The sequence below is a fragment of the Nonomuraea sp. NPDC050328 genome (assembly GCF_044459405.1).
Lineage (GTDB): Bacteria > Actinomycetota > Actinomycetes > Streptosporangiales > Streptosporangiaceae > Nonomuraea.
This window is the reverse complement of the sequence record NZ_JBITIW010000004.1, coordinates 419324-446092: the sequence shown is the minus strand read 5'-3', so window position 1 is coordinate 446092 and position 26769 is coordinate 419324. Positions and strand designations below refer to the sequence as shown.

At 72.4% G+C, this 26769-nt stretch carries 23 protein-coding genes; 17 read left to right on the top strand and 6 right to left on the bottom strand.

The window, feature by feature from the left end; all coding sequences use genetic code 11:
* Positions 1 to 52: 52 nt before the first annotated feature.
* Complete coding sequence (locus tag ACIBG7_RS18375; RefSeq protein ID WP_357929058.1) at positions 53 to 943, bottom strand: hypothetical protein; 891 nt, start codon at positions 941 to 943, stop codon at positions 53 to 55.
* Between the two features lie 749 nt (positions 944 to 1692).
* Between ACIBG7_RS18375 and ACIBG7_RS18370 the strand changes: the two genes are divergently transcribed.
* The 8 genes from ACIBG7_RS18370 to ACIBG7_RS18335 are packed head-to-tail and all read left to right on the top strand — an operon-like array spanning position 1693 to position 10646.
* Positions 1693 to 3021, top strand: a complete 1329-nt coding sequence (locus ACIBG7_RS18370) for an exopolysaccharide biosynthesis polyprenyl glycosylphosphotransferase (RefSeq protein WP_397336939.1) — start codon at positions 1693 to 1695, stop codon at positions 3019 to 3021.
* Complete coding sequence (locus tag ACIBG7_RS18365; RefSeq protein ID WP_357929063.1) at positions 3021 to 4364, top strand: O-antigen ligase family protein; 1344 nt, start codon at positions 3021 to 3023, stop codon at positions 4362 to 4364. Before ACIBG7_RS18370 ends, ACIBG7_RS18365 begins: the two co-directional genes overlap by 1 nt.
* Positions 4361 to 5899: a lipid II flippase MurJ gene (murJ, locus tag ACIBG7_RS18360; RefSeq protein ID WP_357929066.1), complete on the top strand. Its 1539-nt coding sequence runs from the start codon at positions 4361 to 4363 to the stop codon at positions 5897 to 5899. The genes ACIBG7_RS18365 and murJ overlap by 4 nt, the downstream gene beginning before the upstream one ends.
* Positions 5899 to 6603 carry a polysaccharide deacetylase family protein gene (locus ACIBG7_RS18355; RefSeq protein ID WP_357929069.1) on the top strand — a complete coding sequence of 235 codons (705 nt, stop codon included), beginning with the start codon at positions 5899 to 5901 and terminating at the stop codon, positions 6601 to 6603. The genes murJ and ACIBG7_RS18355 overlap by 1 nt, the downstream gene beginning before the upstream one ends.
* Positions 6600 to 7721: a glycosyltransferase gene (locus ACIBG7_RS18350; RefSeq protein WP_397336938.1), complete on the top strand. Its 1122-nt coding sequence runs from the start codon at positions 6600 to 6602 to the stop codon at positions 7719 to 7721. The genes ACIBG7_RS18355 and ACIBG7_RS18350 overlap by 4 nt, the downstream gene beginning before the upstream one ends.
* A complete protein-coding gene (locus ACIBG7_RS18345) occupies positions 7718 to 8347 on the top strand; it encodes a hypothetical protein (protein ID WP_397336937.1) in 630 nt (209 codons plus the stop codon). Before ACIBG7_RS18350 ends, ACIBG7_RS18345 begins: the two co-directional genes overlap by 4 nt.
* Positions 8344 to 9480 (top strand): GNAT family N-acetyltransferase, encoded by a 1137-nt coding sequence (locus ACIBG7_RS18340; protein WP_357929075.1) that lies wholly within the window; start codon positions 8344 to 8346, stop codon positions 9478 to 9480. Before ACIBG7_RS18345 ends, ACIBG7_RS18340 begins: the two co-directional genes overlap by 4 nt.
* Before the next feature lie 41 nt (positions 9481 to 9521).
* Positions 9522 to 10646: a glycosyltransferase gene (locus ACIBG7_RS18335; protein ID WP_357929078.1), complete on the top strand. Its 1125-nt coding sequence runs from the start codon at positions 9522 to 9524 to the stop codon at positions 10644 to 10646.
* On the opposite strand, the gene ACIBG7_RS18330 is transcribed toward ACIBG7_RS18335, so the two are convergent.
* Positions 10624 to 12279: a glycosyl hydrolase gene (locus ACIBG7_RS18330; RefSeq protein ID WP_397336936.1), complete on the bottom strand. Its 1656-nt coding sequence runs from the start codon at positions 12277 to 12279 to the stop codon at positions 10624 to 10626. The genes ACIBG7_RS18335 and ACIBG7_RS18330 overlap by 23 nt on opposite strands.
* 420 nt (positions 12280 to 12699) lie before the next feature.
* Here ACIBG7_RS18330 and ACIBG7_RS18325 point away from each other — a divergent pair, with 420 nt between their 5' ends.
* The 4 genes from ACIBG7_RS18325 (at position 12700) to ACIBG7_RS18310 (ending at position 16120) form a co-directional block, all read left to right on the top strand.
* Positions 12700 to 13824, top strand: coding sequence for an ATP-grasp domain-containing protein (locus tag ACIBG7_RS18325; protein ID WP_397336935.1), 1125 nt, complete (start codon positions 12700 to 12702; stop codon positions 13822 to 13824).
* A 15-nt stretch (positions 13825 to 13839) separates the two neighbouring features.
* On the top strand, positions 13840 to 15105 hold the full coding sequence (locus ACIBG7_RS18320; protein WP_397336934.1) for an NAD(P)-binding domain-containing protein: 1266 nt from the start codon (positions 13840 to 13842) through the stop codon (positions 15103 to 15105).
* Positions 15096 to 15404 (top strand): hypothetical protein, encoded by a 309-nt coding sequence (locus ACIBG7_RS18315; protein WP_357929088.1) that lies wholly within the window; start codon positions 15096 to 15098, stop codon positions 15402 to 15404. Before ACIBG7_RS18320 ends, ACIBG7_RS18315 begins: the two co-directional genes overlap by 10 nt.
* 86 nt (positions 15405 to 15490) lie before the next feature.
* Positions 15491 to 16120: an NlpC/P60 family protein gene (locus ACIBG7_RS18310; protein ID WP_357929091.1), complete on the top strand. Its 630-nt coding sequence runs from the start codon at positions 15491 to 15493 to the stop codon at positions 16118 to 16120.
* 129 nt (positions 16121 to 16249) lie between these two features.
* Here ACIBG7_RS18310 and ACIBG7_RS18305 read toward each other — a convergent pair whose 3' ends face one another.
* From ACIBG7_RS18305 to ACIBG7_RS18290, 4 genes are all read right to left on the bottom strand, one after another.
* Positions 16250 to 16522: a hypothetical protein gene (locus tag ACIBG7_RS18305; protein ID WP_397336933.1), complete on the bottom strand. Its 273-nt coding sequence runs from the start codon at positions 16520 to 16522 to the stop codon at positions 16250 to 16252.
* Positions 16523 to 16871: 349 nt separating this feature from the next.
* Positions 16872 to 17144 carry a hypothetical protein gene (locus tag ACIBG7_RS18300; RefSeq protein WP_357929097.1) on the bottom strand — a complete coding sequence of 91 codons (273 nt, stop codon included), beginning with the start codon at positions 17142 to 17144 and terminating at the stop codon, positions 16872 to 16874.
* A 237-nt stretch (positions 17145 to 17381) separates the two neighbouring features.
* Positions 17382 to 18566, bottom strand: coding sequence for a S8 family serine peptidase (locus ACIBG7_RS18295; protein WP_357929100.1), 1185 nt, complete (start codon positions 18564 to 18566; stop codon positions 17382 to 17384).
* Positions 18567 to 18680: 114 nt separating this feature from the next.
* Complete coding sequence (locus ACIBG7_RS18290; RefSeq protein WP_357929102.1) at positions 18681 to 20240, bottom strand: GEVED domain-containing protein; 1560 nt, start codon at positions 20238 to 20240, stop codon at positions 18681 to 18683.
* Between the two features lie 368 nt (positions 20241 to 20608).
* Here ACIBG7_RS18290 and ACIBG7_RS18285 point away from each other — a divergent pair, with 368 nt between their 5' ends.
* The 5 genes from ACIBG7_RS18285 (at position 20609) to ACIBG7_RS18265 (ending at position 26737) form a co-directional block, all read left to right on the top strand.
* Positions 20609 to 23038 (top strand): excinuclease ABC subunit UvrA, encoded by a 2430-nt coding sequence (locus ACIBG7_RS18285; RefSeq protein WP_397336932.1) that lies wholly within the window; start codon positions 20609 to 20611, stop codon positions 23036 to 23038.
* A 40-nt stretch (positions 23039 to 23078) separates the two neighbouring features.
* The gene (locus tag ACIBG7_RS18280; protein WP_357929106.1) at positions 23079 to 23369 is read left to right on the top strand and encodes a chorismate mutase; all 291 of its coding nucleotides are present in this window, start codon (positions 23079 to 23081) and stop codon (positions 23367 to 23369) included.
* 54 nt (positions 23370 to 23423) lie between these two features.
* Positions 23424 to 24077 (top strand): sensor histidine kinase, encoded by a 654-nt coding sequence (locus tag ACIBG7_RS18275; protein ID WP_397336931.1) that lies wholly within the window; start codon positions 23424 to 23426, stop codon positions 24075 to 24077.
* 95 nt (positions 24078 to 24172) lie between these two features.
* A complete protein-coding gene (gene lanKC / locus ACIBG7_RS18270) occupies positions 24173 to 26602 on the top strand; it encodes a class III lanthionine synthetase LanKC (protein WP_397336930.1) in 2430 nt (809 codons plus the stop codon).
* 3 nt (positions 26603 to 26605) lie between these two features.
* Positions 26606 to 26737, top strand: a complete 132-nt coding sequence (locus ACIBG7_RS18265) for a SapB/AmfS family lanthipeptide (RefSeq protein ID WP_357929113.1) — start codon at positions 26606 to 26608, stop codon at positions 26735 to 26737.
* The last annotated feature ends 32 nt before the right edge of the window (positions 26738 to 26769 follow it).

Genomic DNA, 26769 nt, shown 5'->3' with positions numbered 1-26769 from the left:
GACTTGCGGAGGCCCGCGCGACCAAAGCGGTCGCGCTCAGGCCGGGGCCGGGCTAGAGGCTCGGCGTGAGCTTCGTCAGGGCCTGGGAGGTCCCACCGGCGTTCTCCAGGGTGTCCTGCAGAACGGCGGGGGCGCCCCCGGTGCCGGGCAGAGCCGGCGCGGAGGAGAGAGGGCCTTCGACGAGCGGGGCGATCCCGTCGAGGGGGACGTCACCCGCCCGAGCGGCGTGCTGCTGCGTCAACGGGGCGCCCAGCACGGGGTCCAGCTCGGCGGCGACCTCTTCCGGCAGGGTGTGGCGAACCGCCTCCGTCGGGCCGACCAGCAGGTCCTCGGTGTCGACACCGCTCGCGGCCTGGGAGACCGAAGCGGACATGGGCTCGGTCTCGACGGCCGTCCGGTCGATGACGCGCGGCAGGACGGACTCGGTGACCTGTCCCAGGCCCGGGCCGTGCAGGACACGGTCGGAGCGGTTGGCGACCTCGCCGACGACGCTCGGGAACTCGCTCGGCTGGTACTCCACCGTCATGACGCGCTTGCTGTTCATCTTGGTGAAGGCCAGCGGGGCGGAGGCCGCGCCGGTCAGCGCCGCGACGGGGGTGCCGCCGGGGGTCAGGCCGGCGAACTGGACCGCCTGGGTGAGGGGCGGGTCGGCGACGGGCGCGCTCTGCGGCATGATCTCGGCGGGCGCCTCGACCGCGGCGGGCGCCTGGACCGGGCGGCCGGCGCCCTGGAGCGGACCGGCACCCTGGAGCGGGCGGGTGACGCTGCTCAGCGGGCTCTGACCGCCGGAGGTCAGCGACTGCAGCGGGCCGGTGAGCGCCTGCAGCGGGCTCTGGCCACCGCCACCGCCGCCGCCCTGCTTGGTGGCGCTGCCGAGGAGGCCGCCGAGCGGGTCGGACCCGGCCGGGGCGGCCATGGCCGGACCGGCCAGGGCAGCAGCCATTCCCAGGCACGCCATTGCCATGGCAGTGCTTTTGATTACACGATTCATGATTGCCTTTCGGGCCTGTGATCGGACGCGGCGCGAATTCGCATGACCTGCGCGCCGATTACTCCGAAAGCCGCGATACGCGCGCCGTGGACACCACACAAAGCGCTATCGCAGCCGAGCTACTGAGAAAGGTTGTATCACTGCCCGTTCGCAGCCAACCATCGCTCTTAGATTAAGGGGACCCAGGCTTTGCCATCGACGACCGGTTAATAGCACACGAAGATTGCGTCGCCCGCACGGACCTCCTACGCGGCATAATGCGGACATTCATCGGCGAAGCACGTATCAGCCGGTCATCCGGGTGCGGCATGTCGCGATGGCCACCAATAGAGCGGGCCTGCCGGGTACCGGAGACTTGTCCGGGTTCGCGGCAACACAACGCACGGGCGGTATTCAGCAAGGCACGCCTAATTCAAAGATCAGGGCGCTGCCGAAAGATTTGCCCATGCCTGGCCGCCGCACGAGTCGTCCACCAGCGGAAAGCGCTACTCGCGCCGATACCATCTCCACGTTCTGGGGCGGAATGAACACCATTCTTGCGCTCCATCGCACCCCGCCGAGCACCAGCACCCACCCACGACTCCCACCCTGCCGAGACCCGATTCCGGCAGCGCCGTGTGCGACCGCGATCTTGGAGGCAACAGATGGCCGTAGCTGTTGGGACGAGCGAACCGACAGCCGAACGCGCGACGACGGCCCCTGTGCAGCACTCCCCCGCGCCCGGGCCGGGGCGGCGGCCGTTGTCGCTGCGCGGTCCGGCCACCGCGCTCGCCGGGCTGGGCCGGGAGGCCCTGTGCCTGCCGGCCGCCGCGGCGCTGGCCGGCTGGACGGTGACCAACCTCGTCGCGGCGGTGGTGCTGGCCTGGGGGTTGCGGGCCGTACTCGGGCGGCGGGCCGCGGTCGCGCCGGTGGCGGGACTGGTGACCTTCATGCTGGAGGCCTGGTGGTTCGCCGCGGCCCCGCCGCCGCCCTCGGTGACATGGCTGGCGGCCGGAGCCGCGTACGCCGCGCTCGGCTGGCTGCTGACCGCGGTGTGGCAGGTGGCCGGACGGCTGGTGGCGCGGTGCCGGGCACCGCGCCAGGCGGTGGTGCTGTCCTCGGGACAGCACGGCGCGCGGCTGGCCAAGGCCCTGCTCCAGCACCCGGAGTACCGGGTCGAGCCGGTCGGGCTGATCGGCGACGGCCTGCCCGGCTGCGAGGACGACCACGACCTGCCGCTGCTGGCCACCTTCGACACGTGCGTCCCGATGCTCCGGCGCTCGGCCGTCCGCACGGTGATCGTGGCCGGCCGGCCGCCGATCTCCCGCACGTTGCTCCAGCAGATCAGCCAGACCGGCTGCGACGTGCTGTTCGCGCCCGCACCCGACGACCTCGCCCACGACTTCGTCGTCCCCGACCGGCACCTGCACAGCTTCCCGCTGGTCCCGATGCGCCCCCGCGCCCAGCAGCGCCCGCTATGGCTGGTCAAGCGGGTGATGGACTCGGCGATCGCGTCGCTCGCGCTGCTGGCCCTGTCCCCCGTGCTGCTGCTCTGCCTGCTGGCCGCGCGCATCGAGGGCGGCCCCGGCGTGCTCTTCCGCCAGCGGCGCGTCGGCATGAACGGCCGGCCCTTCGACATGCTGAAGATCCGCACGCTCAAGCCGTGCAGCCCGCACGACTCGGCCACCCGCTGGACCGTCGGCGAGAACCGGATCAGCGGCCCGATCGCCGGCTTCCTGCGCAAGACCTCGCTCGACGAGCTGCCGCAGCTCTGGAACGTCGTCATCGGCCAGATGAGCCTGGTCGGCCCGCGTCCCGAGCGGCCCTTCTTCGTCGAGCAGTTCTCCCGCCAGGTCGAGCACTACGACCGCCGCCACCGCGTCCCGGTCGGCATCACCGGCTGGGCGCAGGTGCACGGCCTGCGCGGCGACACCTCCATCGAGGAGCGCGCCCGCCTGGACAACTACTACATCGAGGCCTGGTCCTTCGGCCTCGACCTGCGGATCGCGCTCCGGACCGTCGGCTGCGTCCTGCGGCTGGGCGGCGCGTAGTGCTCGACGCCGAGCCACGCCGGGCCGCCCCGGCGCCGCCACGTGCCCGCTGGGCGCGGCCCAGCCTGCTGGCCGTGCTGGCCATCGCCGCCGTGTGCGCCCCCCAGCAACGCGCCGAGCTCGACGCCGCGTTCACCGTCACCCCCGCCGACCTGGCCTCGGGCGGCCTGGCCCTGGGCGCGGCGGTCGTCGCGCTGCGCGAGCGGCGCCGGCTGCCGCGCCGGGTGTTGCTCCTGGCGCTGCCGGCCGTGGCGGTCGCCGCCGCGACCATCGCCTCGCCCGAGGTCTTCGCCGCCCTGCCGGGGTTCGTCCGCTTCCTGCAGATCTTCGTGGTCATCCCGCTCGCCGTGGCCGTGGTGGTGCGTGATCGCACCGACCGGTGGCTGGTGGCCGGCTCCGTGCTCGCCGCCGCCCTGGTGCAGGCCGTACTCGGCTGCTGGCAGGCCGCGACCGGCACCGGCGCCTCCTACGGCGGGCAGGACATCCGGGCGGTCGGCACCTTCGGCGCGGTCGACGTCATGGGCATGGCCACCGTCGTCAGCTACGGCCTGATCATCGCCCTGGCCATCGCGCTTTCGATGCGCGGGCGGGGCCGGATCCTCGCGGTGCTCGCCTCGGTCCTGCTGGTCGCCGCGCTCGTGCTGTCGCTCAGCCGGGGCGCGTGGCTGGCCTGCTTCGTGGCCGGCGCGGTGATGGTCGTGCTCTCCGGCTGGCGCAAGGTGCTGGCCCTGGTCTCGGCCGGGGCGCTGGTCGTGCTCCTGATGTTCGCCACCGGCTGGGGCTCGACGACGCTCAAGCAGCGCGCCGCCTCCATCGCCGACGTCTCCTCCCAGCCCGACCAGTCGGTCAACGACCGCTACGGCCTCTGGGAGACGGCGGTCACGATGTGGGCCGACCGGCCCGCCCTGGGCGTCGGGCCGCGCGGCTTCGCCGAGTTCCGTGACACCTACGCGCCGCTGCACGTCTCGGCCAGCAGCGACACCGCCGACCCGGTCAACGGCTTCCACCGCCAGGAGCTGCGTTCCCCGCACAACATGTACCTGCTCGTCCTGAGCGAGCAGGGCCTGCTCGGCCTGTCGGCCTTCGTGCTGTTCTGGGCGGCCCTGATCATCTGGTCGGTACGGCGGGGCATCCGCACCCGCTCCGGCCCCTCCCGGGCGGCGGCCCTGTGCGCGGCCGGCTTCCTGGTCTGGCAGCTCACCGACTTCGTCTACGCCGACATCGGCGGCGCCCCCACGGTGATCATGTCGATCATGCTGGGCCTGCTCGTCTCCTGGGCCACCGGCTCCGAAGGCCCGAGATCCGGCGCCGCCCGACCAACCTGTGGGGCGACCACGGTATGACCCTGCTCAACTCCCGCAGATCGGCCCCCCGACGCGAGCGGGGGGTGGTCGCCCGCGCCACCGGGGTGACCATGGTGCTGACGATCGCCGGCTCGGCCTCGGGCTTCATCCGCGACCTGCTGGTCGCCGGGGTCTTCGGCGCCAGCGCCGGGACCGACGCCTTCATGGTGGCCTGGACCATCCCGGAGACCGCCGCGCCCCTGCTGATCGAGGGCGCGCTGTCGTTCCTGCTCATCCCGCACTTCAGCCGCGAGGTCGAACGAGGCACGTCGCTGCGCGACGCGGTCTGGTCGGCGCTGCCGAAGGCCGTGCTCGCGCTGATGGCGCTGACCGCGATCACCGCGCTGGCGGCTCCCTGGATCGCGCCCGGCCTGGCTCCGGGGATCCGCGAGCACGACCTGGCCGTGCGCTGCATGCAGATCACCGCGATCACCGTGCTGGGCTTCGGGGTGGCCGGCTACTGCAGCGCGGCGCTGCGCACGCAGAAGATCTTCGGCCCGCCGGCCGCGATCTACCTGGCCTACAACGCGGCCATCATCGCCGCCATCGGCCTCGGCCATGCCGGCTGGGGCATCTTCTCGGTGGCCTGCGGCGTGGCGGTGGGCGGGGTGTTCATGGCGCTGATCCAGCTCCCGGCCCTGTTCCGGCACATCGGCCGGCCGGTGCGGGCGGCCGCCTCCTCGTTGTCGTGGGCGGTCTTCGTGCCGATCGCCGCCTTCACCCTCATCCGGCAGGCGCAGGTCTTCGTGGAGCGGTTCGTCGCCTCCTCGCTGCCGCCGGGCTCGATCTCCCACCTCAACTACGCGCAGAAGATCGCGCAGGTGCCGATGATCGCCTCGCTCATCGTGGCCACCGTCACCTTCCCCGCGCTGGCGCGCAGCATCGCCGCGCGGGACGACGAGGCCGCCGCCCGGCGGGTGCTGGCCGACCTGCGGGTGGCCACGGTGATCGTGGTGCTGTCCACCGCCATCCTCGTCGCGCACGCGCCCGACGTGGTGCGGCTGCTGCTGGAGCACGGCGCGTTCACCGCCGCCGACACCGAGGCGACCGCGTGGAGCATGCGGCTGTACTGCCTGGGGCTGCTCGGGCAGGCCGTGGTCGGCGTGGTGTGCCGGATCTTCTTCTGCGCACCGCGCCCCGGCTGGTACCCCGCGCTGGCGATGGTGGCCGGCCTGGTCGTGACCGGCGTCGCCGCCCCGCTGCTGGCCGGGCCGCTCGGCGTCGGCGGGGTCGCGCTGGCGAACGCCGCGGGCATCACGCTGACCGCGGGCCTGCTGCTGGGCGGGCTCAGGAAGCCGCTGCTGGTGCTGCCCATGGGCGCGCTGGCGTGGTCCAGCCTGCGGTTCCTCATGGCCGGCGCGCTCGCCGCCGGCCTGTCCTTGTCGCTGCGCCCGTTCGCGCCGGACCTGCCGCTGATCGTCCTCGTCCCGGTCGAGGCGCTCTTCACCACGGCGGTCTTCGTGCTCGCGGCGCTGCTCGCCGGTTCAAGACGGGATCTCAGTTCGGCGCTGAGGCTACGCGAAGGGGGAGCGTGATGGTCAGTCCCACCCGGCAGCAAGTGCTGATGTACCACTCGGTCGACCAGTTCGACGAGGATCCGTACCTCATCACGGTCAAGCCGCAGCGGTTCGCCGCCCAGATGACGTGGCTCGTACGGCGCGGCCTGCGCGGCGTGAGCATGCGCGAGCTGCTCCGCGCCCAGCGGGCCGGGCAGGCGGGGCGGCTGGTAGGGCTCACCTTCGACGACGGCTATGCCGACTTCGCGGTGCATGCCGTACCCATCCTGCTCAGGCACGGGTTCACCGCCACCGTGTTCGCGGTCACCGGACGGCTCGGCGGCGACAACGACTGGGACCCGCTGGGCCCGCGCAAGCCGCTGATGACCGCCGCGCAGTTGCGCGAGGTCGCCGCGCACGGCATGGAGGTCGGCTCGCACACCCGCACGCACCGCTCGCTGGCCGGCGCCCCGGCGCCCGAGCTGCACCACGAGGTCAAGGCGAGCCGGGCCGAGCTGGAGGCCATCCTCGGCGAGGAGGTCACCGGCCTGGCCTATCCCTACGGGCACGCCGACGCCGACGCGGTCGAGGCCGTGCGGGCCGCCGGCTACGGCTACGCCTGCGGGATCAAGCCGCCGGCCGCCGATCCCCACTGCCTGCCGCGCACGCACATCGGCGAGCGCGACCGCTGGCTCCGGGTGACCGCCAAGCGGCTCCTGCACCAGTGGAAGTGGGGCCGATGAAGGTCTTGCACGTCATCACCGGCCTGGAGGCCGGTGGCGCGGAACGCCAGCTCCACGACCTGGTCGCCCACCACCGCGTCACCGCCGAGGTGGCCGCGCTGACCAGGCCGGGGCTGATCAGCCAGGCCATCCGCGAGCTGGGCGTGCCGGTCCACCACCTCGGCATGTCCGGCAACCGCGACCTGCGGGTGCTGAACCCGCTGTGGCGGCTGGTCCGCGAGGGCGGCTACGACGTGGTCCACGCCCACCTGTTCCGCGCCGGGCTGTACGGGCGGCTGGTCGCCCGGCTGGCCGGGGTCAGCGCCATCGTGGCCACCGAGCACTCCATCGGCGACCACCACCTGGAGGGCCGGCCCATCACCCGCTCGGTCCGCACCCTGGCCCGCGCCGGGGAACGGCTCGGGCACGTGACGGTCGCGGTCTCCTCGGCCGCCGCGCGACGGCTCGAACGCTGGGGCGTGCCAGCCGACCGGATCGAGGTGATCCCCAACGGCATCGACCCGCGGGCCTTCCGCTTCGACCCGGCCGCGCGGACGACCACGCGCAGCCGGCTGACCATCCCGCCGCACCTCACCGTGGTCGGCGGCGTGGGCCGGCTGGAGCCCGGCAAGCGCTTCGACGTGCTGCTCGAGGCGGTCGCCCCGCTGCCCGACACCGTGCTGCTGCTGGTCGGCGACGGGCCGGAGCGGGCCAAGCTGGTCGCGCGGGCCCGCGAGCTCGGCATCGCGCACCGCATGATCCTCACCGGCCAGTCCAGCCAGGTGCCCGCGCTCCTGTCGGCCATGGACGTCTTCGCCGCCCCCTCGGAGGAGGAGACCTTCGGCCTGGCCGTCGTCGAGGCCCTGGCCGCCGGGCTGCCCGTGCTCCACGGCGCGTGCCCGGCCCTGGCCGAGCTGCCCGCCGGTTCGGCGCCGGGCGCCCGCCGGCTGCCGGCCGACCCCGCCGCCTACCGCGAGGCCATCGGCGAACTGGCCGCCTCGGGCACGCCGCGGCTGCCCGCCCCGCACGCGGTCGAGCACTACGCCATCGACCGCCACGTCACCCGCATAGAAGAGCTGTACCTGCGCCTGCACCAGCAGAGACACCGATCGACGACGGCTTTGGGAGAGCGACGATGAGATTGACCCGAAAGGTATCGGCCGCCATCGGGCGGTGGTGGCCGCAAGGCTGCGCCGTCATCATGGGCGTCTGCCTGGGCCTGCTGTACACCGCGCTCACCGAGCGCGTCTACACCGCCCAGGCCTACGTGGTGGTGGTCGCCGGCAGCGGCTCCAACATCGAGCAGACCACCAACTTCGCCCAGGCCTTCACCCGCATCGCCACCCAGCCCGGCATCATGACCACCGCGTTGCGGCCCGGCCTGCCCGCCCGGACGGTGGGCCAGCTCCAGCGGTCGGTGCGGGTCTCGGCCTCGCCCGACGCCCCGCTGATCAGCCTGACCGCCACCGCGCCCCAGCCCACGCAGGCCTCCCTCCAGGCCAACGCGCTGGCCCAGGCGCTGATCACCTACGCCGGGCTGCACGCCGCCGACACCGGCGTCCGCATCGCGAGCCTGTCGCAGGCCGCGCCGCCCGAGGAACCCTCAGGGCCGGACCGGCTGATCAACGTCGCGGTGGGCGGCGCCGCCGGGCTCCTGGTCGGCGGGCTGTTCTACCTCGTCGCCCCGCCGTCGCGGCGCAAGGCGCACGACGAGCCCGCCGCCCGCGCGCGTGAGCGCTCGGAGAAGCGGCCGGTCGAGGCATGAGGCCCGACATCCGCCGCGGCAGCACGCTCGGCTGGTACCCGACCCTCCTCGCCGACCCGGCCGAGTTCCGCTCGCTCGGGCCCGCCTGGGACGACCTCTACGCCCGCTGCAACGCGGCCACCCCGTTCCAGTCGCACGCCTGGCTCGCCTCGTGGTGGCAGCAGTACGGCCGGCGGCACGGCCTGCGCGTCCTGGTGCTGCGCCGGCAGGAGCAACTGCTGGCCGCGCTGCCGCTCGTGCGCACCTGGCGCTGGGGCTGCCGGGTGCTGAGCCCGCTGGGCCAGTCGTTGTCGGACTTCACCGACGTGCTCGTGGACGACGAGGAGTCCGGCACGCTCCTGCCGGCCGCCGCCGAGGAGCTGCTGCGGGTGCCCGGGTGGGACGCCATGGACTTCCCCGAGGTACGGCCCGGCGCCACGGTGGAGCGGTTGCACGCCTGCTGGCCACGGAACGGCTGGCGGATGACCGCCTCGTGCTGCCTGTCGATGCCTGCCGTACCGCTCAAGGACCAGGTGGCGGCGATGAGCGGCCGGTCGGCGGGCAAGCTGCGCCGGCACCTGCGCAAGATCGACGACCTGGGCGTGCGGGCGACCGCGGTCCGGCCCGAGCAGGTGCCCGCGGCCATGGACGAGCTGCTGCGGCTGCACAACCTGCAGTGGTCGGGACGCGGGATCAACCCCGAGCACCTGCGGCCGCGTTTCCGCGAGCACCTGGTGCACTCCGCGGTCCGGCTCGTGGGCGCGGGGCAGGCCGCGCTGACCGAGTTCAGGGTGGGTGAGCGGCTGGTCGCGGCGAACCTCTCCATCGTCGGCACCGACTTCGCCGGCGGCTACCTCTACGGCACCGACCCCTGGCTGCGCACCCAGGTGGACACCTTCGCCATGATCGTCCAGCACGAGCTGGGCCAGGCGCACGAGCGCGGGCTGCGCGAGGTGAGCATGTTGCGCGGCGGCGAGCCGCACAAGGCCAAGTGGGGCGCGGTCGCCGTCGACAACCAGCGCCTGCTGTTCGCCAGGACGCCGGCGGCGAGCGCCTACGCCGCGGCGGTGAGGCTGCGGGCGCACGCCGCCCGGACGATCAAGGCCCGCTTCCCCGCCCTCGCCGGACAGCCGCCCGCCCCGGCCGAGCAGTGAAGGCCGTGCCATGACCCCCTCGGACCAGTGAAAGCCGTGCCATGACCCACCCTCCGTTGTCCGTCCTGCACGTCAGCCAGCCCGTCGAGGCGGGTGTCGCGGTCTACGTGGGCGCCGCCGCGGCCGACCAGTCGCGGCGCGGCTGGCGGGTGACCGTGGCCGCCCCCGCGCACGGCCCGCTGGCCGCCGGCCTGCGGGAGCACGGCGTCGCCCACGTCGCCTGGGAGGCCGCCCGCTCCCCCGGGCCGAGCTGCCTGCCCGAGGCGCTGGCCCTGCGCCGCATCGTCGCCGAGGTGGACCCCGACGTGGTGCACCTGCACTCCGCCAAGGCCGGGCTGGTCGGCCGGCTCGTCCTCAGGGGCCGCCGGCCCACCCTCTTCCAGCCGCACGGCTGGTCGTGGCTGGCCTGCCGGGGCGCGATGACGCGCGCCGCCGTCGCCTGGGAACGCGCCGCCGCCCGCTGGGCCGCCGCGACGCTGTGCGTGGGGGACGGCGAAGCGGTCGCGGGCGCCGAGCAGGGCCTGGACACCGGCCTCGTCGTGGTGCGCAACGGCGTCGACCTCGACCGCTTCACCCCCGCCGGGGAGGAGCCGCGGCTGCGGGCCAGGAGCGAGCTCGGCCTGCCCGAAGGGGCGCGCGTCGCGTTGTGCGTGGGCCGGATCACCGAGCAGAAGGGGCAGGACCTGCTGCTGCGCGCCTGGCCCCAGGTGCTGGACGCCTGCCCGGACGCGTTGCTGGTGCTGGTCGGCGAGGGCGAGCTGCGGGCCGCGCTGGAGGCGGTCGCGCCGCCCCGCGTGCTGTTCGCCGGGGCCTCGGCCGACGTGCGGCCGTGGTACGCCGCCTGTGACGTGGCGGTCATGCCGTCACGCTGGGAGGGGCTGCCGCTGACCGCGCTCGAAGCCATGGCCAGCGGCCGGCCGGTGGTCGGCTTCGCCATCCCCGGCCTCGACGAGGTCGTGCCCGCGACCGCCGGCACCCTGGTCGCCCCCGGCGATCACGTGGCGCTGGGCCGCGAGCTCGCCGTACGGCTGGCCGTACCGGCGCTGGCGTGGGAGGAGGGTCAGGTGGCCGCGGCGCGCAGCAAGGAGTTCGACGCGCGGGCGACCATGGATCGCCTCGCGCGTCTCACCCTCGACGTCGCCGCTACGGGAGCGGCGGGTTGTTGATCGCCGGGCTCGGCAGCTCGTCACCGATCGGCAGGTCGGCGGCCGGGTCGGCCGGGACCGGCGGGCCGGCGACGAGGCTCAGCAGGCTCTGGCACAGGGTGATCACCCAGGTGACCAGGCCGCTGCTCACCTGAACCTCGACCGCGACCGGGCTCGGGGTGGGTGACTGTCCATCCCGCAGCGGGAGCGCCGCGGCGGCGGTGGCCGGCGTGCCGGACGGCGACGGAGACGCTGACGGTGACGACGTCGGCGTCGCCCTTGACGTCGGTGTCGCCGTCGAGGTGGGTGTGGCGGTCGGTGACGGCGTCGCGGGCCGCGGCGACGCGCTCGACGTGCCGGTCGGCGACGTGGTCGGGGTGGCGGTCGGTGACGCGGTCGGAGTGGCGCGCGGCGCCCCGGACTTGGCCGGGGTGGTCGTCGGCTCGGGCGAGGTTGCGGCCGCCTGCCTCGTCGGCGGCAGGGTGACCGGCAGCGCAGTGGGCAGCCCCGTCGGCAGATCGGTGGGCAGCTTGGTCGGCAGGTCCGTCGGCAGGCCGGTGGGCAGATCGGTCGGCAGATGGGTCGGCAGGTCCGTCGGCAGGACGCCGGTGGGCAACGGGACGCTCGGGCCGGCCGGCGTCGAGGTCGGGCCGGGCTTGCCGGTCAGCGACGGGCTGGGCGTCGAGGTCGGGCCGGGCTTGCCGGTCAGTGACGGGCTGGGCGTCGGGATGGGCGGCAACATCTGCCGCAGCACCTTGCGGTACCCGTCCGAGGAGCGCGGGTTGTCCGAGCAGAGCCAGACGCCGTGCGGGCAGTAGTCCGACAGCGAGTGGTAGACGACGTTGTTCTTCTCGATCCACTCCAGCATCTGCTTCACGTACGTGGGCCGGTCGCCGTAGCGGAACAGCCCCCACTCCGGGAAGGACATCGGCTTGCCGTGCGCCGCCGCGAACTGGGCGTGATGGCGCAGGCCGTACGGCTGGTCGATGTACTCCTGGAAGCTCTGCGAGGGCGGCTGGTCGTAGCTGTCGAGCCCGATGATGTCGACGACGTCGTCACCCGGGTAGCACTCGGTCCACGGGATGGCGTCGCGCCCGCGGTTGGCGGTGAAGTCGAAGCGGAAGTTCTGTCCCGGCACCGACTTCATCGCGGCCACGATGCGCCGCCAGTACTGCTTCCAGGCGGTCGGGTTGGGCCCGCAGCGGCTGGAGTAGGTGGTGCCGTTCATCTCCCAGCCGAGGACGATGATCGAGTCTTCCGCGTCCTGGGCGACCAGGCGGGCGGCGAGCTGGCGGTAGGTGAGGTCGAAGGCGCCGTTGGCGCCCGCGCTGAGCAGGACCGAGACGGTGGTGTCGTCGAGGGCGCCCTCGTTGGGCGCGACCATGGGCACGTTGATGGCCAGGATGCGGCCGGGTTTCTCGGCCCGCCACTTCGTCCACGGCTTGAGGATGAAGTCGGGACCGAGGAAGGCCGCCCAGTTCTCGCCCGGGATGTAGGTGCGGCCGACGGTGACCTCCCGCCCGAGCCAGCGCTCGAACTCCGGCAGACGCGAGGTCCCCCGGGCATCGGATCCGGTGAAGACGCCGAGCGCCGCCTTCGGTTGGACGTTGTTGCGCAGCGCAGGCTCGGCCTCCGCATAGGGCCGAACGGCCACGACGGCGACCAGGAGAAAGGCTGCCCCCAGCGCGCCCCGGACTCGAAGTCCGGAGAACTTTTGCCTACTCATCCAGCTGACTCACATTCCTGCGTGACAGTGCATCACTGTGGACTCCCCTTCCCGCTTTCGGCTTCAGAACAACATAAAAATCTGCCCAGCGGCTTTTCTGAATAATGCGCGGGATGCCCGACTTGATAGCATTGCCAACTAGTTGAACCCATACCCGCGCGGAGTGTTGGGGAAACAGGGAAGAGAAATAGCGAAGCCATGGAAAGAATTTCATTGATGACATGATATGAATGACCGGTGAATCACGCGCCCCGCAATAGCGACCCCCGGGCACCTGCATTGCTGGTCCGTATGGACAGCAATCCATTTCACCACGGAACGCTCGCGGCCATTCGCACGCTGGGCCGGATGGACGTCGCGGTGCACGCCGTGCTGGCCGCGCCGCACGGACCCGTGGCACAGTCGCGCTACCTGGCCAGCCGTACGCTGTGGGCGAGCGCGCCCACCCCCGAGGAGAGCTTTCTCGCGACGCTGCGCAGCACGGCGAAAAGAATGGGCAGGCCCGCCGTACTGCTGCCGATGGACGATATCACCGCCATTTATATCGCCCGCCATTCCGCCATTCTCACGCCGGATTTCCTGGTGTCGGCCCCGGCGGCCGACGTGCCCGCCCGGGTGGCCGACAAGCACACCCTGGCCGCCACCTGCGCGGAGCACGGCATCCCCCATCCGGAGATCCGGGTCATCGAGAACGCGGCGGACGTGTCGGCCGCGCCGTTCGGCTACCCGCTGATGGCCAAGTGGGCGCGGCCCTGGCTGTCCACCGGCGAGCACGGCTTCCGCAGCACGATGGTCGTCCGCACCCCCGCCGACCTGGCCGCCGTCGCCGACCTCGCCGCGCTGGAGCCGGGCGAGCTGCTGCTGCAGCGCCACCTCGCGCCGCGGCCGGACGCGGACTGGTTCTTCCACGGCTACTTCCGCGACGGCTCCTGCGTCTTCTCCGGGACCGGCCGCAAGGAACGCGCCTACCCGCCCACCGCGGGCATCACCACGCTGGGCCGCTGGCTGCCCAACCCCGAGATCGACGAGACCGCCCGGACGCTGGCCAAGGCGCTGGGCTACTCCGGCGTGCTCGACCTGGACTTCCGCTACGACCCCCGGGACGGGCGGCACTACCTGCTGGACTTCAATCCGCGGGTGGGCGCGCAGTTCCGGCTGTTCGGCGACACCGGCGGGATGGACGTGATCCGCGCCGCCTACCTCGACCTGGCCGGCGAGCCGCTCGACGTGGGTGCACCGCACTACGACCGCACCTATCTGGTCGAGAACTACGACCTGCTGCGGAAATTGATGCGCGCGCGTGGCACGAATTCCGGAAAAGGCCGCGGCTGGCTCGCCTCGCTCCGCCAGGCCGACGAACTCGCCTGGTACGCGAGCGATGATTTCGAGCCCTTCGTCGGAATGGTGAAGCACACCTTTCTCCGCGCGCTCAAGGGCCGCAGAAAGCAGCCGCCCCGCCGGCCGCACGATTGAGAGGATGCCATGGCAATGACAACAGTCGACGTAGCCGTCGTCGGAGCGGGCCCGTACGGGCTGTCCGCGGCGGCCTACTCGATCGAGGCCGGGCTCGACACCCAGGTCTTCGGCAGGCCGATGTACGCCTGGGCCCGGCACATGCCGGTGGGCATGTTGCTGAAGTCCGAGCCGTTCGCCTCCCACCTCGCCGACCCGGCCGGGGAGTACACCCTGGGGTCGTACTGCGAGGCTCATGACTTCCCGTACGCCACCTACCAGCCGACCCCGGTCGAGCGGTTCGTCGACTACGGCCGCTGGTTCGGCGAGAAGGCCGTGGGCGACCGGATCACGCCGGTGGACGTGAGCCTGGTCGACCGGCAGGACGGCGAGTTCCTGCTGACGTTGACCTCGGGCGAGCAGGTCAGGGCCCGCACGGTCGTCATGGCCGTCGGCTTCCTGCCCTTCGCGCGCACACCGAAGGCGCTGGCGCCGCTGCCCGAGCCGCTGCTGACGCACAGCAGCCAGGTGCACGACCTGAGCGAGTACGCCGGGCAGCGGGTGGCGGTCGTCGGCGCCGGGCAGTCGGCGATCGAGACCGCCTGCCTGCTGCGCGAGGCCGGCGCCGAGCCGCACCTGATCGCCCGCGGCCCCGAGCTGATCTGGAACGCCGACCCGGTAGGCAAGCGCTCGCTGGTGTCCCGCGTGCTGGCTCCCCAGTCGGGCCTCGGCTCCGGCCTGCGGTCCTGGGTGTGGTCGGAGCGGCCCTCGGTGGTGCCGTTCCTGCCCGCCGCGATGCGGCGGCGCATCGTGCGGACCACGCTCGGGCCGGCCGGGTCGTGGTGGCTCAAGGAGCGCTTCACCGGGATCACCACGACGCTCGGCGCGCGGCTGCGTGAGGCCCGGCGGGCCGGCGACGGCGTCGAGCTGACGCTGCAGGAACGCTCGGGCGGCGGCCAGGTCCGCGTGCACGCCGACCGGGTCATCGCGGCCACCGGTTACGCGGTCGACCTGCGCCGGCTCGACCTGTTCGCGCCCGCGCTGCGCGCCTCGATCCTGCAGGAGCGGTTCGCGCCGCTGCTGAGCCGCCGCTTCGAGTCGTCCGCGACCGGGCTGTTCTTCGTCGGCCTGGCCGCCGCACCCACCTTCGGGCCGCTGATGCGGTTCGTCCACGGGACCAGGTTCGCCGCCGCCACCCTCGCGCCCGCGCTGGTCGAGCGGGTCACGGGGTTGCGGGGTGACCACGTCCGTCCTCTCGCCACCGCGCCTCGTCCAAGAACAGGAGAACCGTCATGCCGCTGAACCGGAACCGCTCCCCCTTCCGCGCCGCCAGGGCCGTCCGCCTGGTGGCGCTCGTGCTGGGCGCCGGGTTGCTCTTCCCCGCCCTGCCGTGCGCGGCCGACACCATCGGGAACGCCGGGACCGAGGTGCACGGCCCGGACGTGGTCGCGACCTCCCCGGTCGAGGGCCGGCTGCCCACGCTGAGCGTCTTCCCGCCGGTGACCGACGGCTCGGTGGTGATGCGGCCCAAGAGCCCCACGGCGCACGGGGTCGCGCTGGCCTCGCTGAGCGACCTGGACGCGACCGTCCCCCGGCCCTGAGCCCCGGCGGGGCTTGGCCCGGCCCCGGGTGAGACATAGATCCCCGTTGGGGCTGTCAGAAGACGGTAGCGGGCACTTTGCGTGCCATGAAACGAATGTTCATCACCAGCGGGGCCCTGCTGCTTGTCTGCACGGCCCCGCTTTCGTTTCCCGCCCAGTCCCAGGCCGCGGCCCGGTCACAGGCGGCGGCGCTCGCCCGCGGGGAGATCGCGGCCCAGGCCGCGGTCAGGATGATCGGCACGCCGTATTCGTGGGGCGGCGGCGGAGCCACCGGGCCGTCGTTCGGCATGGGGCGCGGGGCTCGTACCAAGGGGTTCGACTGCGCCGGGCTGACCGAGTACGCGTGGGCCCAGGCCGGCGTGCGGATCGGCTCGACCACCTATCAGCAGTGGCGGGCGGGCGCCAGGGTGGCGCGGAGCCGCCTGCAGCCGGGCGACCTGGTCTTCTTCGAGACCAACGCCAGGCGGGAGGGTCCTGATCACGTCGGCGTGGCCGTGGACGCCGACCGGATGGTGGTGGCGCCGTTCACCGGCACCGTCGTGCGGGTCGAGCGCATCGACCGCAAGGACCTGGCCGGGATCGTGCGCCCGGCGGCCACCGAGTGGCGGCCCAGAAAGGCCCCGCTGTGGCGCGGAAAGCGGCTGACCGGGACCGGGGTGCGCCGCGAACCGGGTGGGGACATGAAACTGCCCCTGATTCGGAGTCTCGGTAGTTGAGACCCGATTCAGGGGCAAAGTCTGACGAAGGTGAGGGAGAGTGCCCGTCTGCCACTCACCTGTCAGATCGTCTTCTTCCGCCGGTCAGCCGACCGGCGGAGCACAGACGTGAGAAGCGCTGGACTGGTCTCAGCCGTCCACGTTCTCGACGTCGGTGATGGCGGTGTTGTTGGTCAGCAGGTTCAGGTTGATGCGCTCGAGGTGGGCGATCGTCAGAACGTCGATCTCGTTGCCGTTGAGCGCGTGGTTCAGAACCGGAACCACGATCGACGCCGGGCTGTGCGCGTTGCCCACGTTGTCCTCGTGGTCGCTGCCACCCCAGGTGGCCGCGGACGCAGCGGTGGACGAGGCGGCCAGGAAGGCCCCAGCGGCGAGCGCACCGATGACAATGCGACGAAGCATTTTTAACTTCCTCCAGTGAACGATTGGATTGGGGCGCAGCGCCGTGTATTCGGCTGCCACGCCACGCAGGACTACTCTGCCGCGCCACGCAGGCCAATTCCATCGAAATCGGCCACACTAGCGTCAAGGTCCGTTCTGGTTTCCTTGGCACAGTGCCGCAGGCGCTATTAGCCATGATCCTTCTTCGGTTTACCGAAGAAAAGTGCTGCTTACTCGTTCGCCCGTCATGGCGTATTCGGGCGGGCGGGCCGGAGCGAATCCGGCCGCTGTTCTCGGCTCCGGGCCGGCGGCACGACGCACGCCGTCCCGGAGCCGGTCACCTCGTACGAGGCCGGTGGATCTGAGAGCCTCAGCCGTCCACGTTCTCGGCGTCGACGATGGCGGTGTCGTTGGTGAGCACGTTCGCGTTGATCCGCTCGAGGTGGGCGAGGGTCAGCACGTCGACCTCGTTGCCGTTCACGGCGTGGTTGGCGATCGGAACCACGATCGACGCCGGGCTCTTGTAGTTACCGACGTTGTCCTCGTTGTCGCCGCCACTCCAGGTGGCCGCGGACGCAGCGGTGGACGAGACGGCCAGGAAGGCCCCAGCGGCGAGCGCACCGATGACAATGCGACGAAGCATTTTAACTTCCTCCAGTGAACGATTGGGTTGGCGGCGAGGGCCCCCGGGAATTCGGCCGCTGCACCACCTGCTACTACTCTGCCGTGCCGCCGCGACTAATTCCACCGGATTAACCCTGGCTAAAGTCAAAGACCGTTCTGGATTCCCTGACGATGCGCGAGCGGCATTTATTCGCCCATCGGACTTTCTGTGGTTGCCCAAAGAAATGCCGTCACATTCTCTGGGCATATCGGGCATTTATCGCCTGTCATCAGAATCTGCGATATAGAGCAGCCGACCCGGCGAACCGCCATCAAAGTCCGAAATCGTGGCGGCGCTCAGCAGGCTCCGGTGGAGCTGGGCCGGCGTCGCCTGCGGCTGGGCGCCCAGCAGAAGCGCCACCGCGCCGGCCACGTGCGGGCTCGCCATGGACGTGCCGCTGGCCGTGCGGATCCCGTTGTCGTCGTTGTTCCAGGCCGACGGGATCTCCGCGCCCGGCGCGAACAGGTCCAGGCAGCGGCCCCGGTTGGAGAACGCGCCCCTGGTGTCGGTCCTGGTGCTCGCCCCGACGGTGATCGCCTCACGCACCCAGGCCGGGGAGACCCGGCAGGCGTCCTGACCGCCGTTCCCCGCGGCCACCACGTACGGCAAGCCCGACGCGATCGAGCTGCGCACGGCCCGGTCGATCACCCGGCTGCGGCCGCTCTGCAGGCTCATGTTGACCACGGCCGGCCGGGTGGCGTTCCTGGTCACCCAGTCGATCCCGGCCACCATGTCGGCGGTGGTGCCGGTGCCGTCGCAGTCGAGCACCCGGACGGCCACCAGCCCGACGTCCTTGGCCACCCCGTACGTGGCGCCGCCCAGGGTGGCGGCCACGTGGGTGCCGTGGCCGAAGCAGTCCTGGGCGACGGAGTCGGACTCGATGGCGTCGAAGCCGTGCTTGGCCCGGCCGCCGAACTCGGTGTGCGTCGTGCGCAGGCCGCTGTCGATGACGTAGGCGGTCACCCCGGCGGCGCTGCCGCCGCGCAGCGCGAGCCCGTCGAGCGGCAACCCGCGCTGGTTGACCCGGTCGAGGCCCCAGGAGGTGACCGGGGCCACCGAGCCCGCCCGGCTCACCGCGGTCCGGGCGGTGAAGACCCGGTTGGGCTCGACCCTTGCCACCCTCCGGTCGGCCGCCAGCCGCCGGGCCTGGGCCGGGGTCATCGTGGCCGAGAAGCCACGCAGGGCGGCGGCGTAGACGTGGTGGATGCGCCCGCCGTACTTTCTGGCCAGCCGTGCGGCCTGATCACCGACGCGGCCGGCGTCGCCGTCCGGCGCGCGGCGCAGGGCGACCACGTAGGTCGTCCGGGCCCGGTCGCGCGAACCGGCTCCCGGCCCGTCCCCCGGGCCGTCGGCCGGTACGGTGACCAGCCCGAGCAGGAGGGCGAGTGCCATCCAGGTCATGAAGAACCTCGTTTCTTCTCGAACCGGCTCGCAAAGCGAAGGCTCTTTCCGAACCGGCTCACATGCGAAGGCCCGGCACAGCCCCGGAAGGGGGCCGTGCCGGGCTGGGTCAGGTCAGGCCGAGCGGCGCGAGCGCACCGGGACGGCGAGACCGCAACCGGGACCGGAAGCGACGCAGGCGACGACGTTGTCGCCGGTCCAGGACGTGCGCAGCCTGCCGTCACCGGCCTCGCCGCGCTTGACCATGGCGCGCACCCGGATCTGCTGCGTCTGGCCGGGCGCCAGGGTGCCGGACCAGGTCAGCTTCGAGCCGGCGCGGCTGGTGGGCAGCGGGCTGAAGGCCCGGTAGCGCGCGTCGTCGACCAGGCCGGCCGCGTCCATGGTCAGCCGGTACGGCATCGCCGTACGACCGGTGTTGGTGACGGTGGTGACCAGCGTGACGGCCTCGCCCTTGCGCGCCTTGCGCGGCGTCGCGGAGTGCGCCAGCCGCACACCGGGCACCTGCAGCGCGACGCGGTGGTCCTCGACCTCGCCCGAGTCGGCCCAGCCGGTCGGGTTGACCACGTCGGCGGCGTCACCGGCCAGCCGCAGCCGCAGCCAGGTGGCGCCGGACCGGACGGTGCGGGGCGGCGTCCAGCTCAGCAGCGCCCGGGTGGCGCCGGGAGCCACGGTGGCTGCGGCCCGCTCGGAGGGCTGGAAGCGGCCGTCGCCGTCCAGGTCGAGCCAGCCGGCCAGGGTGGCCGACGAGGCGGCCCGCACCGGCACGGCGAGCTGGATCGGCCGGCCGGGCCGGGCCTCGAAGCCGCCGGCGGGCAGCACGAGGGCGGCGTCGTCGGCGTCGGTGCCGTTGAGGCTGCGCGGCGCGGGGCTGACCCGGCTGCCGAGGTCCGCGCTGACGTCGCCGCCGATGGCCTGGTCGGAGATGACGTGGGTGGCCGCGCCGTACCCGGCGGGGGCGTCGGAGACGTCCTCGTCGAAGGTGACGCGGAAGACGCCCCACATGAGCGGGTCACCGGCCGGCTGGCCGCGCCGCACGTTGCGCGCGCGCAGGTCCACCGTGAAGCTGCTGACCAGGCCGCCGATCTGCGCGGTGCCGCACATGTACACCACGCCGCAGGTGGTCTCCCGCGTGCCCGCGACGGACGTCGGGACGATGTCCTTCTCGCCAACGGTGAAGCCGGGGAAGCCCGCCACCTTGGTGAAGGCGGGACGGGCCGGGCTGGCCGCGGTCAGCCGGAGGCCGCTCCAGTACTCCTCGCGGTTGCCCGCGCGGTCGCCGACGGCGCCGCCCGTGCCCGCCACGTGCAGGCGGGGGTTGCGCACCGGGCGGGAGAAGGTGAAGGTCAGCGTGGCGACGTCGCTCCAGCCGTTCGGCCGTACCTTGAAACCTTCGTAAAGGTCGCTGAATCCGGCGACCGCTTTGGCGTTGACCGGGACCAGATATTCGTCGGCCGGGGCGTTGTGATCGGCGCGCAACACTTCGGCCTTGGCCACGCGGGTGCCCGGGGCGAGCTTCTTGCCGACGGTCACCGTGATTCCCGAGGGAGTGGTGCCGGTGGCGCGCTCAGCCGAATTGACCATGGTCCAGGTGGGGCCTTTCCCGGCCTTCGCGGCGGGACCGCCCGCGAGGGCTCCGGGTACGCCTACCGCGGCGACCAGCGTCGCCGCGGCCATATTGACCAAGAAGACACGACGCAATGAATGCAGTAGTGAAGACACTGTCGATACCCTTCCGTCCAAGGAGCCGCCGCCAATCAGCGGATAAAGTCGCTGCTCGATGAGCCGGCGGCCCCTGAGGGGCATAAGAGGTGGCCGGCGGGGTGCAATACGTTGATCGCCACGCCCGCCCGATGAATCCTGCCGAGTGGCGTGCATACTCAAGACCGGCCTGTTGTATGTCCGGCACAAAAACCTGCTCAATCCTTTCGCCGGCGGCCGAGCGTCCCGGCAGAAAGCACGCCTTCGGGAGATGACGGAAGCATCCGCCGATCTTTGACCGCCCTGAGGATGCGATCCGGCGGCCGGCGGGCATGGTTCGCCAGGTGAATCCGCTCCCGCACGCGATCAAAGTGATCGGCGCCCGCGCGAACAATCTCCGGGACCTCGACGTGGACGTCCCGCTGTGGTCGTGGGTGGCGCTGACCGGGCTGTCCGGTTCGGGGAAGTCCTCGCTGGCCATGAACGTGCTCTACGCCGAGGGCTACCACCGCTTCCTCGACGGCCTGGCGACCTACACCCGGCGGCGGATCAGCCAGGCGGCCCGCCCGGACGTGGACCGGATCGACTTCCTGCCGGCCGCGCTGGCCCTCAAGCAGCGGCCGCCGGCGCCCGGGCGGCGCAGCACGGTCGGCACGATGACCGAGGTGCTGAACGTGGTCCGGCTGATCTACTCGCGGCTGGGCTCGCACGTCTGCCCCAACGGCCACCGGCTGCCGCCCTCGCTGGCCTGGAGCCGCGCGGAGGAGACCGACTGCCCGGTGTGCGGGGTGCACTTCAAGGTGCCCAGCGCCGAGTCGTTCGCCTTCAACAGCCTCGGCGCCTGCCCGGTCTGCGGCGGGCTCGGGGAGATCGAGGAGGTCGACGACGAGGCGCTGGTGCCCGATCCGTCCCTGAGCATCGACGAGGGCGCGGTGCGGTCGTGGCGGGTCGGCATGCGCGGGCTGATGCCGCAGGTGGTGGCCGCGCTCGGGGTGCGCACCGACGTGCCGTTCGAGCGGTTGTCGGAGCACGAGCGGGAGATCGTGATGAACGGCCCCGCCGTCCGCCGCCGGATCGTGCCGGTCACCAAGACCGGGCGGTCGGCCGAGCTGAACGCCCTCTACGAGAACGCGCGGCTGGCGATCACCAACTCGCTGGAGACGGCCGGGGAGACCGGGCGGGAGCGGCTGCGCAAGTTCCTGACCGTGCGCACCTGCCCGGCCTGCCACGGCACCCGGCTGCGTCCGGAGGCGCTGACCAGCCTGGTCGACGGCCGGACCATCGCCGAGACCAGCGAGCTGACCCTCGGCGAGCTCCGTGCCGCGCTGCCCGGACCGCTGCCGGCGGAGCTGGCGCTCCTCGCCGCGCGGCTCACCGCCGAGCTGGACCAGGCGGTCGAGCCGCTGGTCCGGCTCGGCCTCGACTACCTGACCCTGGACCGCGCGGGCGGCACGCTGTCCACCGGCGAGCGCCAGCGCATCCAGCTCACCTCGACCCTGCAGAGCCGCTCCACCGGCATGCTCTACGTGCTCGACGAGCCCTCGGTCGGGCTGCACCCGGCCAACGTGGACGGCCTGCGCGAGGTGGTCCGCGCGCTGGTGGACAACGGCAACTCGGTGGTCATGGTGGACCACGACGTGGCCCTGCTGCGCGACGCCGACCAGCTCATCGAGATGGGCCCGGGCGCGGGCCGCGCGGGCGGCACGGTGGTGGTCCAGGGCACCGCCGCCGACCTGGAGGCCGACCCGGCCTCGGTGACCGGCCCGTACCTGTCCGGCCAGGCCCCCGTGCTGGTACGGCAGGCGCTCCCCGTCGACCCGGACGCCCCGCACGTCGAGGTGAGCGTCGGCGAGCTCTACACCCTGCGCCAGGTGAGCGCCCGCATCCCGGTGGGCCGCCTCACGCTCGTCACCGGCGTCTCCGGCTCGGGCAAGACGACGCTGATCCTCGACAGCCTGGTGCCCGCCCTGACCGGCAAGCACCCGCCCCAGGTGACGCGGCTCAAGCGGGCCGGCATCCGCCGGGTCGTCGAGGTCGACGCCACCCCGATCGGCCGCAACTCGCGCTCGACCCCGGCCACCTACTCCGGCGCCTTCGACGGCATCCGCGACCGCTTCGCCGCCACGCCGCAGGCGCGGGAGCGCGGCTGGGACGCCGGGCGCTTCTCCTACAACCTGCGGCCGGGCCAGTGCCCCACCTGCGAGGGGCTCGGGGAGATCGCGCTGGACGTGCAGTACCTCCCGGACATGACGCTCAGGTGCCCGGCCTGCGACGGGGCGCGCTACAACCCGGAGACCCTGGAGATCACCGTCGACGGGCTCACCATCGCCGAGGTGCTGTGCCTGACCGTCGCCGAGGCCGTCGAGCGCTTCCCCTCCCCCAGCCTGCAGTCGCTGGCCGAGGTGGGCCTGGGCTACCTGCGGCTGGGCGAGCCGACGCCGACCCTGTCCGGCGGCGAGGCGCAGCGCATGCGGCTGGCCGGCGGCCTGAACTCGCGCCAGGCGCACACCCTGTACGTCTTCGACGAGCCGACCATCGGCCTGCACCCGCGGGACGTGGCCACGCTGCTCGGCGTGCTCGACCGGCTGCTGGCCGCGGGCGCCACGATCGTGGCCATCGACCACGACCTCGACCTGATCGCCAACGCCGACCACGTGATCGACATGGGCCCGGGCGGCGGCCCGGCGGGCGGCCGGATCGTGGCCACCGGCACTCCGGCGCAGATCGCGGCCTCGGCCGAGAGCCTGACCGGCCGTTACCTCAGGCGTCCGTGATCCCTATCCTTGAGGGGGCTCACGGACAAAAGGAGCGGCCTTGGACCACGACTACCTGGCGGACCTGCAAGAACTCAGAGAGAGCATCGACAACATCGACGCGGCGCTGGTCCACCTGCTGGCCGAGCGGTTCAAGTGCACGCGCAAGGTCGGCCATCTCAAGGCCGAGTACGGCCTGCCCGCCGCCGACCCGGCCCGCGAGGCCGACCAGATCGAGCGGCTGCAGGGCCTGGCCAAGGAGGCCAAGCTCGACCCGGAGTTCGCGAAGAAGTTTCTCAACTTCATCATTCAGGAAGTGATCCGGCACCACGAGATGGCGGCCCGCACTTAGCGATATTCGCCGGAATTACCGGCGGAGCGGCTTTGTTCCCGCGATGGTAGGACAATGCTCCGCCATATCCCCTTCCTTCGCGGCCGGTATGCCCGCGAGAACGCGAAGATCGTCGCTCGGGCGCGCGAGGGTTTCGCCCGCGACGCCCACGACCTGGTCGGTCACTGGCTCCTGCTCGCCGCCCTGCGCGGCGAGCTGGCCTGCCGGCGCGCCAAGGGCGACGCCGACCTGCACCGCGAGCTCACCGCGCTGGTCGAGGCGGTCCAGGCCGCCGCGGCGGAACTGCGCGACCTGACCGCGGCCTACCACCGCGTCTCGCTGGCCGGGGAGGCCTCCCGTGCCGGCCTCGTGCTCGGCGCCATGGGCGCCGCCTGCACCGTACGGCTGCCGCAGGAAGCCCTGTCCCCCGAGGTCAACGCGCTGCTCGGCACCATCTTGCGCGAGGGCGTGACCAACCTGCTGCGGCACAGCAAGGCCACCGCCTGCTCGATCGAGGTCACCGCCGACGACGAGTGGATCCGGCTGACCGTCGACAACGACGGCGCCCCCGACACCTCGCCGGCCGTCCGGGGCGGGCACGGCCTGCACAACCTCCACCTGCGGGCGGCGGAGCTCGGCGGCCGGGTCATGGCCGCCACGACCGGCAGCGGGACCTTCCGGCTCACCGCCGAGGTACCCGCAGAGCACGCGTTCCGTCACGTTCGGTAGTGCATTGCTCACCAGTGACCGATGGAATTTGTCACTAGGAACAGCTCGGGTTATCCGTAAGTATTCCCCGTGCAAGCACTAATTGAGGAGGCAAGGTGTCTGAACCATACGAACTTCACTGCCTTGCCGATCCCATCTTTTATGACACGTTTTCTGGGATAAAAGAGGATTTTCCGGTTTGCTCCCGGGAGACGCCTCCGGGCTGGCGGCATCACCCGACCGACACCTGGATGCACTACGCCCCCGAGGACCACCGGACCCCGGGCCAGGGCTGGAAGATCCACCTGTCGGCCCGTCCCGACCAGGCCGAGCACGCGCTGGGCATCCTCTGGGACTACTGCGTGCGCCAGGGCGTGCCGTTCAAGTTCCTGCGCAGCCGGCCGGTCATGACGATGCTCAACTCCAAGGCGGCCGACCGCGGCGCCAGCGGCAAGCTGGCCACCGTCTACCCCAAGGACGACGTCCAGCTCAAGGCGGTGCTCGACGAGCTGTCGCCGCTGCTGGCCGGGGTCGAGGGGCCGTACGTGCTGAGCGACCTGCGCTACGGCGACGGCCCGCTCTACGTGCGCTACGGCGGTTTCCTGCCGCGGGAGATGACCGGCGCCAACGGGCGCAAGGTCATGGCGATCGAGGACCCGCAGGGGCGGCTGGTGCCCGACGACCGGGGGCCGGGGTTCGCCTTACCGCCGTGGGTCGAGCTGCCGGGCTTCCTGGAGCCGCACCTGGCCGCGCGCAACACCGTGACCACGGAGGGCCTGCCGTACGAGATCGAGAGCGTGCTGGCCTTCTCCAACGGCGGCGGGGTCTACCTGGCCACCGACCGGCGGAGCGGGGAGCGCGTGGTGCTCAAGGAGGCGCGCCCGCACGCCGGGCTGGACGCCGCCGAGCGCGACGCGGTGACCAGGCTGGCGCACGAGCGGGCGATCCTGGAGCGGCTGGCCGGCCTGGACGCCGCGCCGCGGCTGATCGAGCACTTCACGCTCGGCGAGCACGACTTCATCGTGCTGGAGTTCGTGGACGGCAACCCGCTGCAGCGGCAGATCGTGCAGCGGTTCCCGCTGGCCCGCACCAACACCACTTCGGACGATATTTCGGCTTATACCGGGTGGGCGCTCGACCTCGCGGCCCGTGTCGAAGCGGCCCTGGCCACCCTGCACGAGCGCGGCGTCGTCTTCGGCGACCTGCACCCCAACAACATCCTGATCACCCCCGAGGGCCGCGTGGTCTTCATCGACTACGAGGTCTCCTCCCTGGCCGCGGAGAACGCGCCGCCGGCGCTGGCCAACCCGGCCTACTGCCCGCCGCGCGGCACCCTCGGCCTCGACATCGACCGCTACGCGCTGGCCTGCCTGCGGTTCAACCTCTTCGCCCCGCAGACCACGATCATGCTCGGGCTCGACCGGGCCAAGGCCCACCACCTCGCCGACCTGATCGCCGGCGCCTTCCCGGTGCCGGCCGCCTTCCTCGCCGAGGCGGTCGCCGTCCTGGCGCCCGGCCCGCGCCCGCTCGACCTCGACCGGGCCCTGCGCGCCAGCGCCACCCCCGAACGCCGCGACCGGCTCTTCCCCGGCGACATCGCCCAGTTCCAGCCGGGCGGCGGCATCGGCCTGGCGTACGGCGCGGCGGGCGTGCTCTACGCCCAGCACGCCGCGAAGCTGACCTGCTCCGAGGAGCACGTGACCTGGCTGCGAAGGCGGGCACGCGAGGACGACCTCCCGCCCGGCTTCTACGACGGCGCGCACGGCGTGGCCTACGTGCTCGACCTGCTCGGCCACCGGCAGGAGGCGCTCGACCTGCTGCCGCCGGTCACCGGCGAGGAGAGCCTCGACCTGTTCTCCGGCCTGGCCGGCATCGGCCTGACCCGGCTGCGCCTCGGCCTGGACGCCGGCCCGGTGGTCGCGCTCTGCGCCGAGCGGCTGGGCGGCCCGGCCGACGTGCCCGAGATCAGCGGCGGTGAGAACCCCCGGGCGGGCCTCTTCTACGGCTCCTCGGGCGTGGCCCTGCTCTTCCTGCACGCCTACGAGCGCGGCGGCGACGCCGGCCTGCTCGACCTGGCCGCCACCGCGCTGCGCCAGGACCTGCGCCGCTGCGTGCGCGGGCCGGACGGCTCGCTCCAGGTCAACCAGGGCTGGCGCACCCTGCCCTACCTCGACGAGGGCTCCATCGGCATCGCGCTCGTCCTGGCGCGCTACCTCCGCCACCGCGCGGACGAGGAGTTCGAGCTCGCCCTCGCCGACGCCCGCCTGGTCACCCGAGGCGGCTACTTCGTCCAGCCCGGCCTGTTCACCGGCCGCGCTGGGTTGCTCGCCGCCCAGCACACGCTGGGCGGACCCACTGGAGACCTGGTGCGTGGCCTCGACTGGCACGCACTGCCGTACGCCGGGGGCACGGCCTTCCCCGGCACGCAACTGATGCGGCTCTCCATGGACCTGGCCACGGGGACCGCCGGAGTGTTGCTCGCACTCAGCGGGGCCGACCTGCCCTTCCTCGAACCCACCGGTACACCGAACACACAGAAGGAGTAAGTCATGGTGCTTCTCGACCTGCAGACCCTGGAGGCTCCCGGCGGCGGTCACGGCGGCGGTGGCGGCAGCACGCTGACCGTGCTGTTCTGCCACTCCTACCGGCCCAGCAACCTGAGCCTGACCCTCTGCCACTGAGCTGGAAGACCGCTGCCCGGCACGCCGGGCAG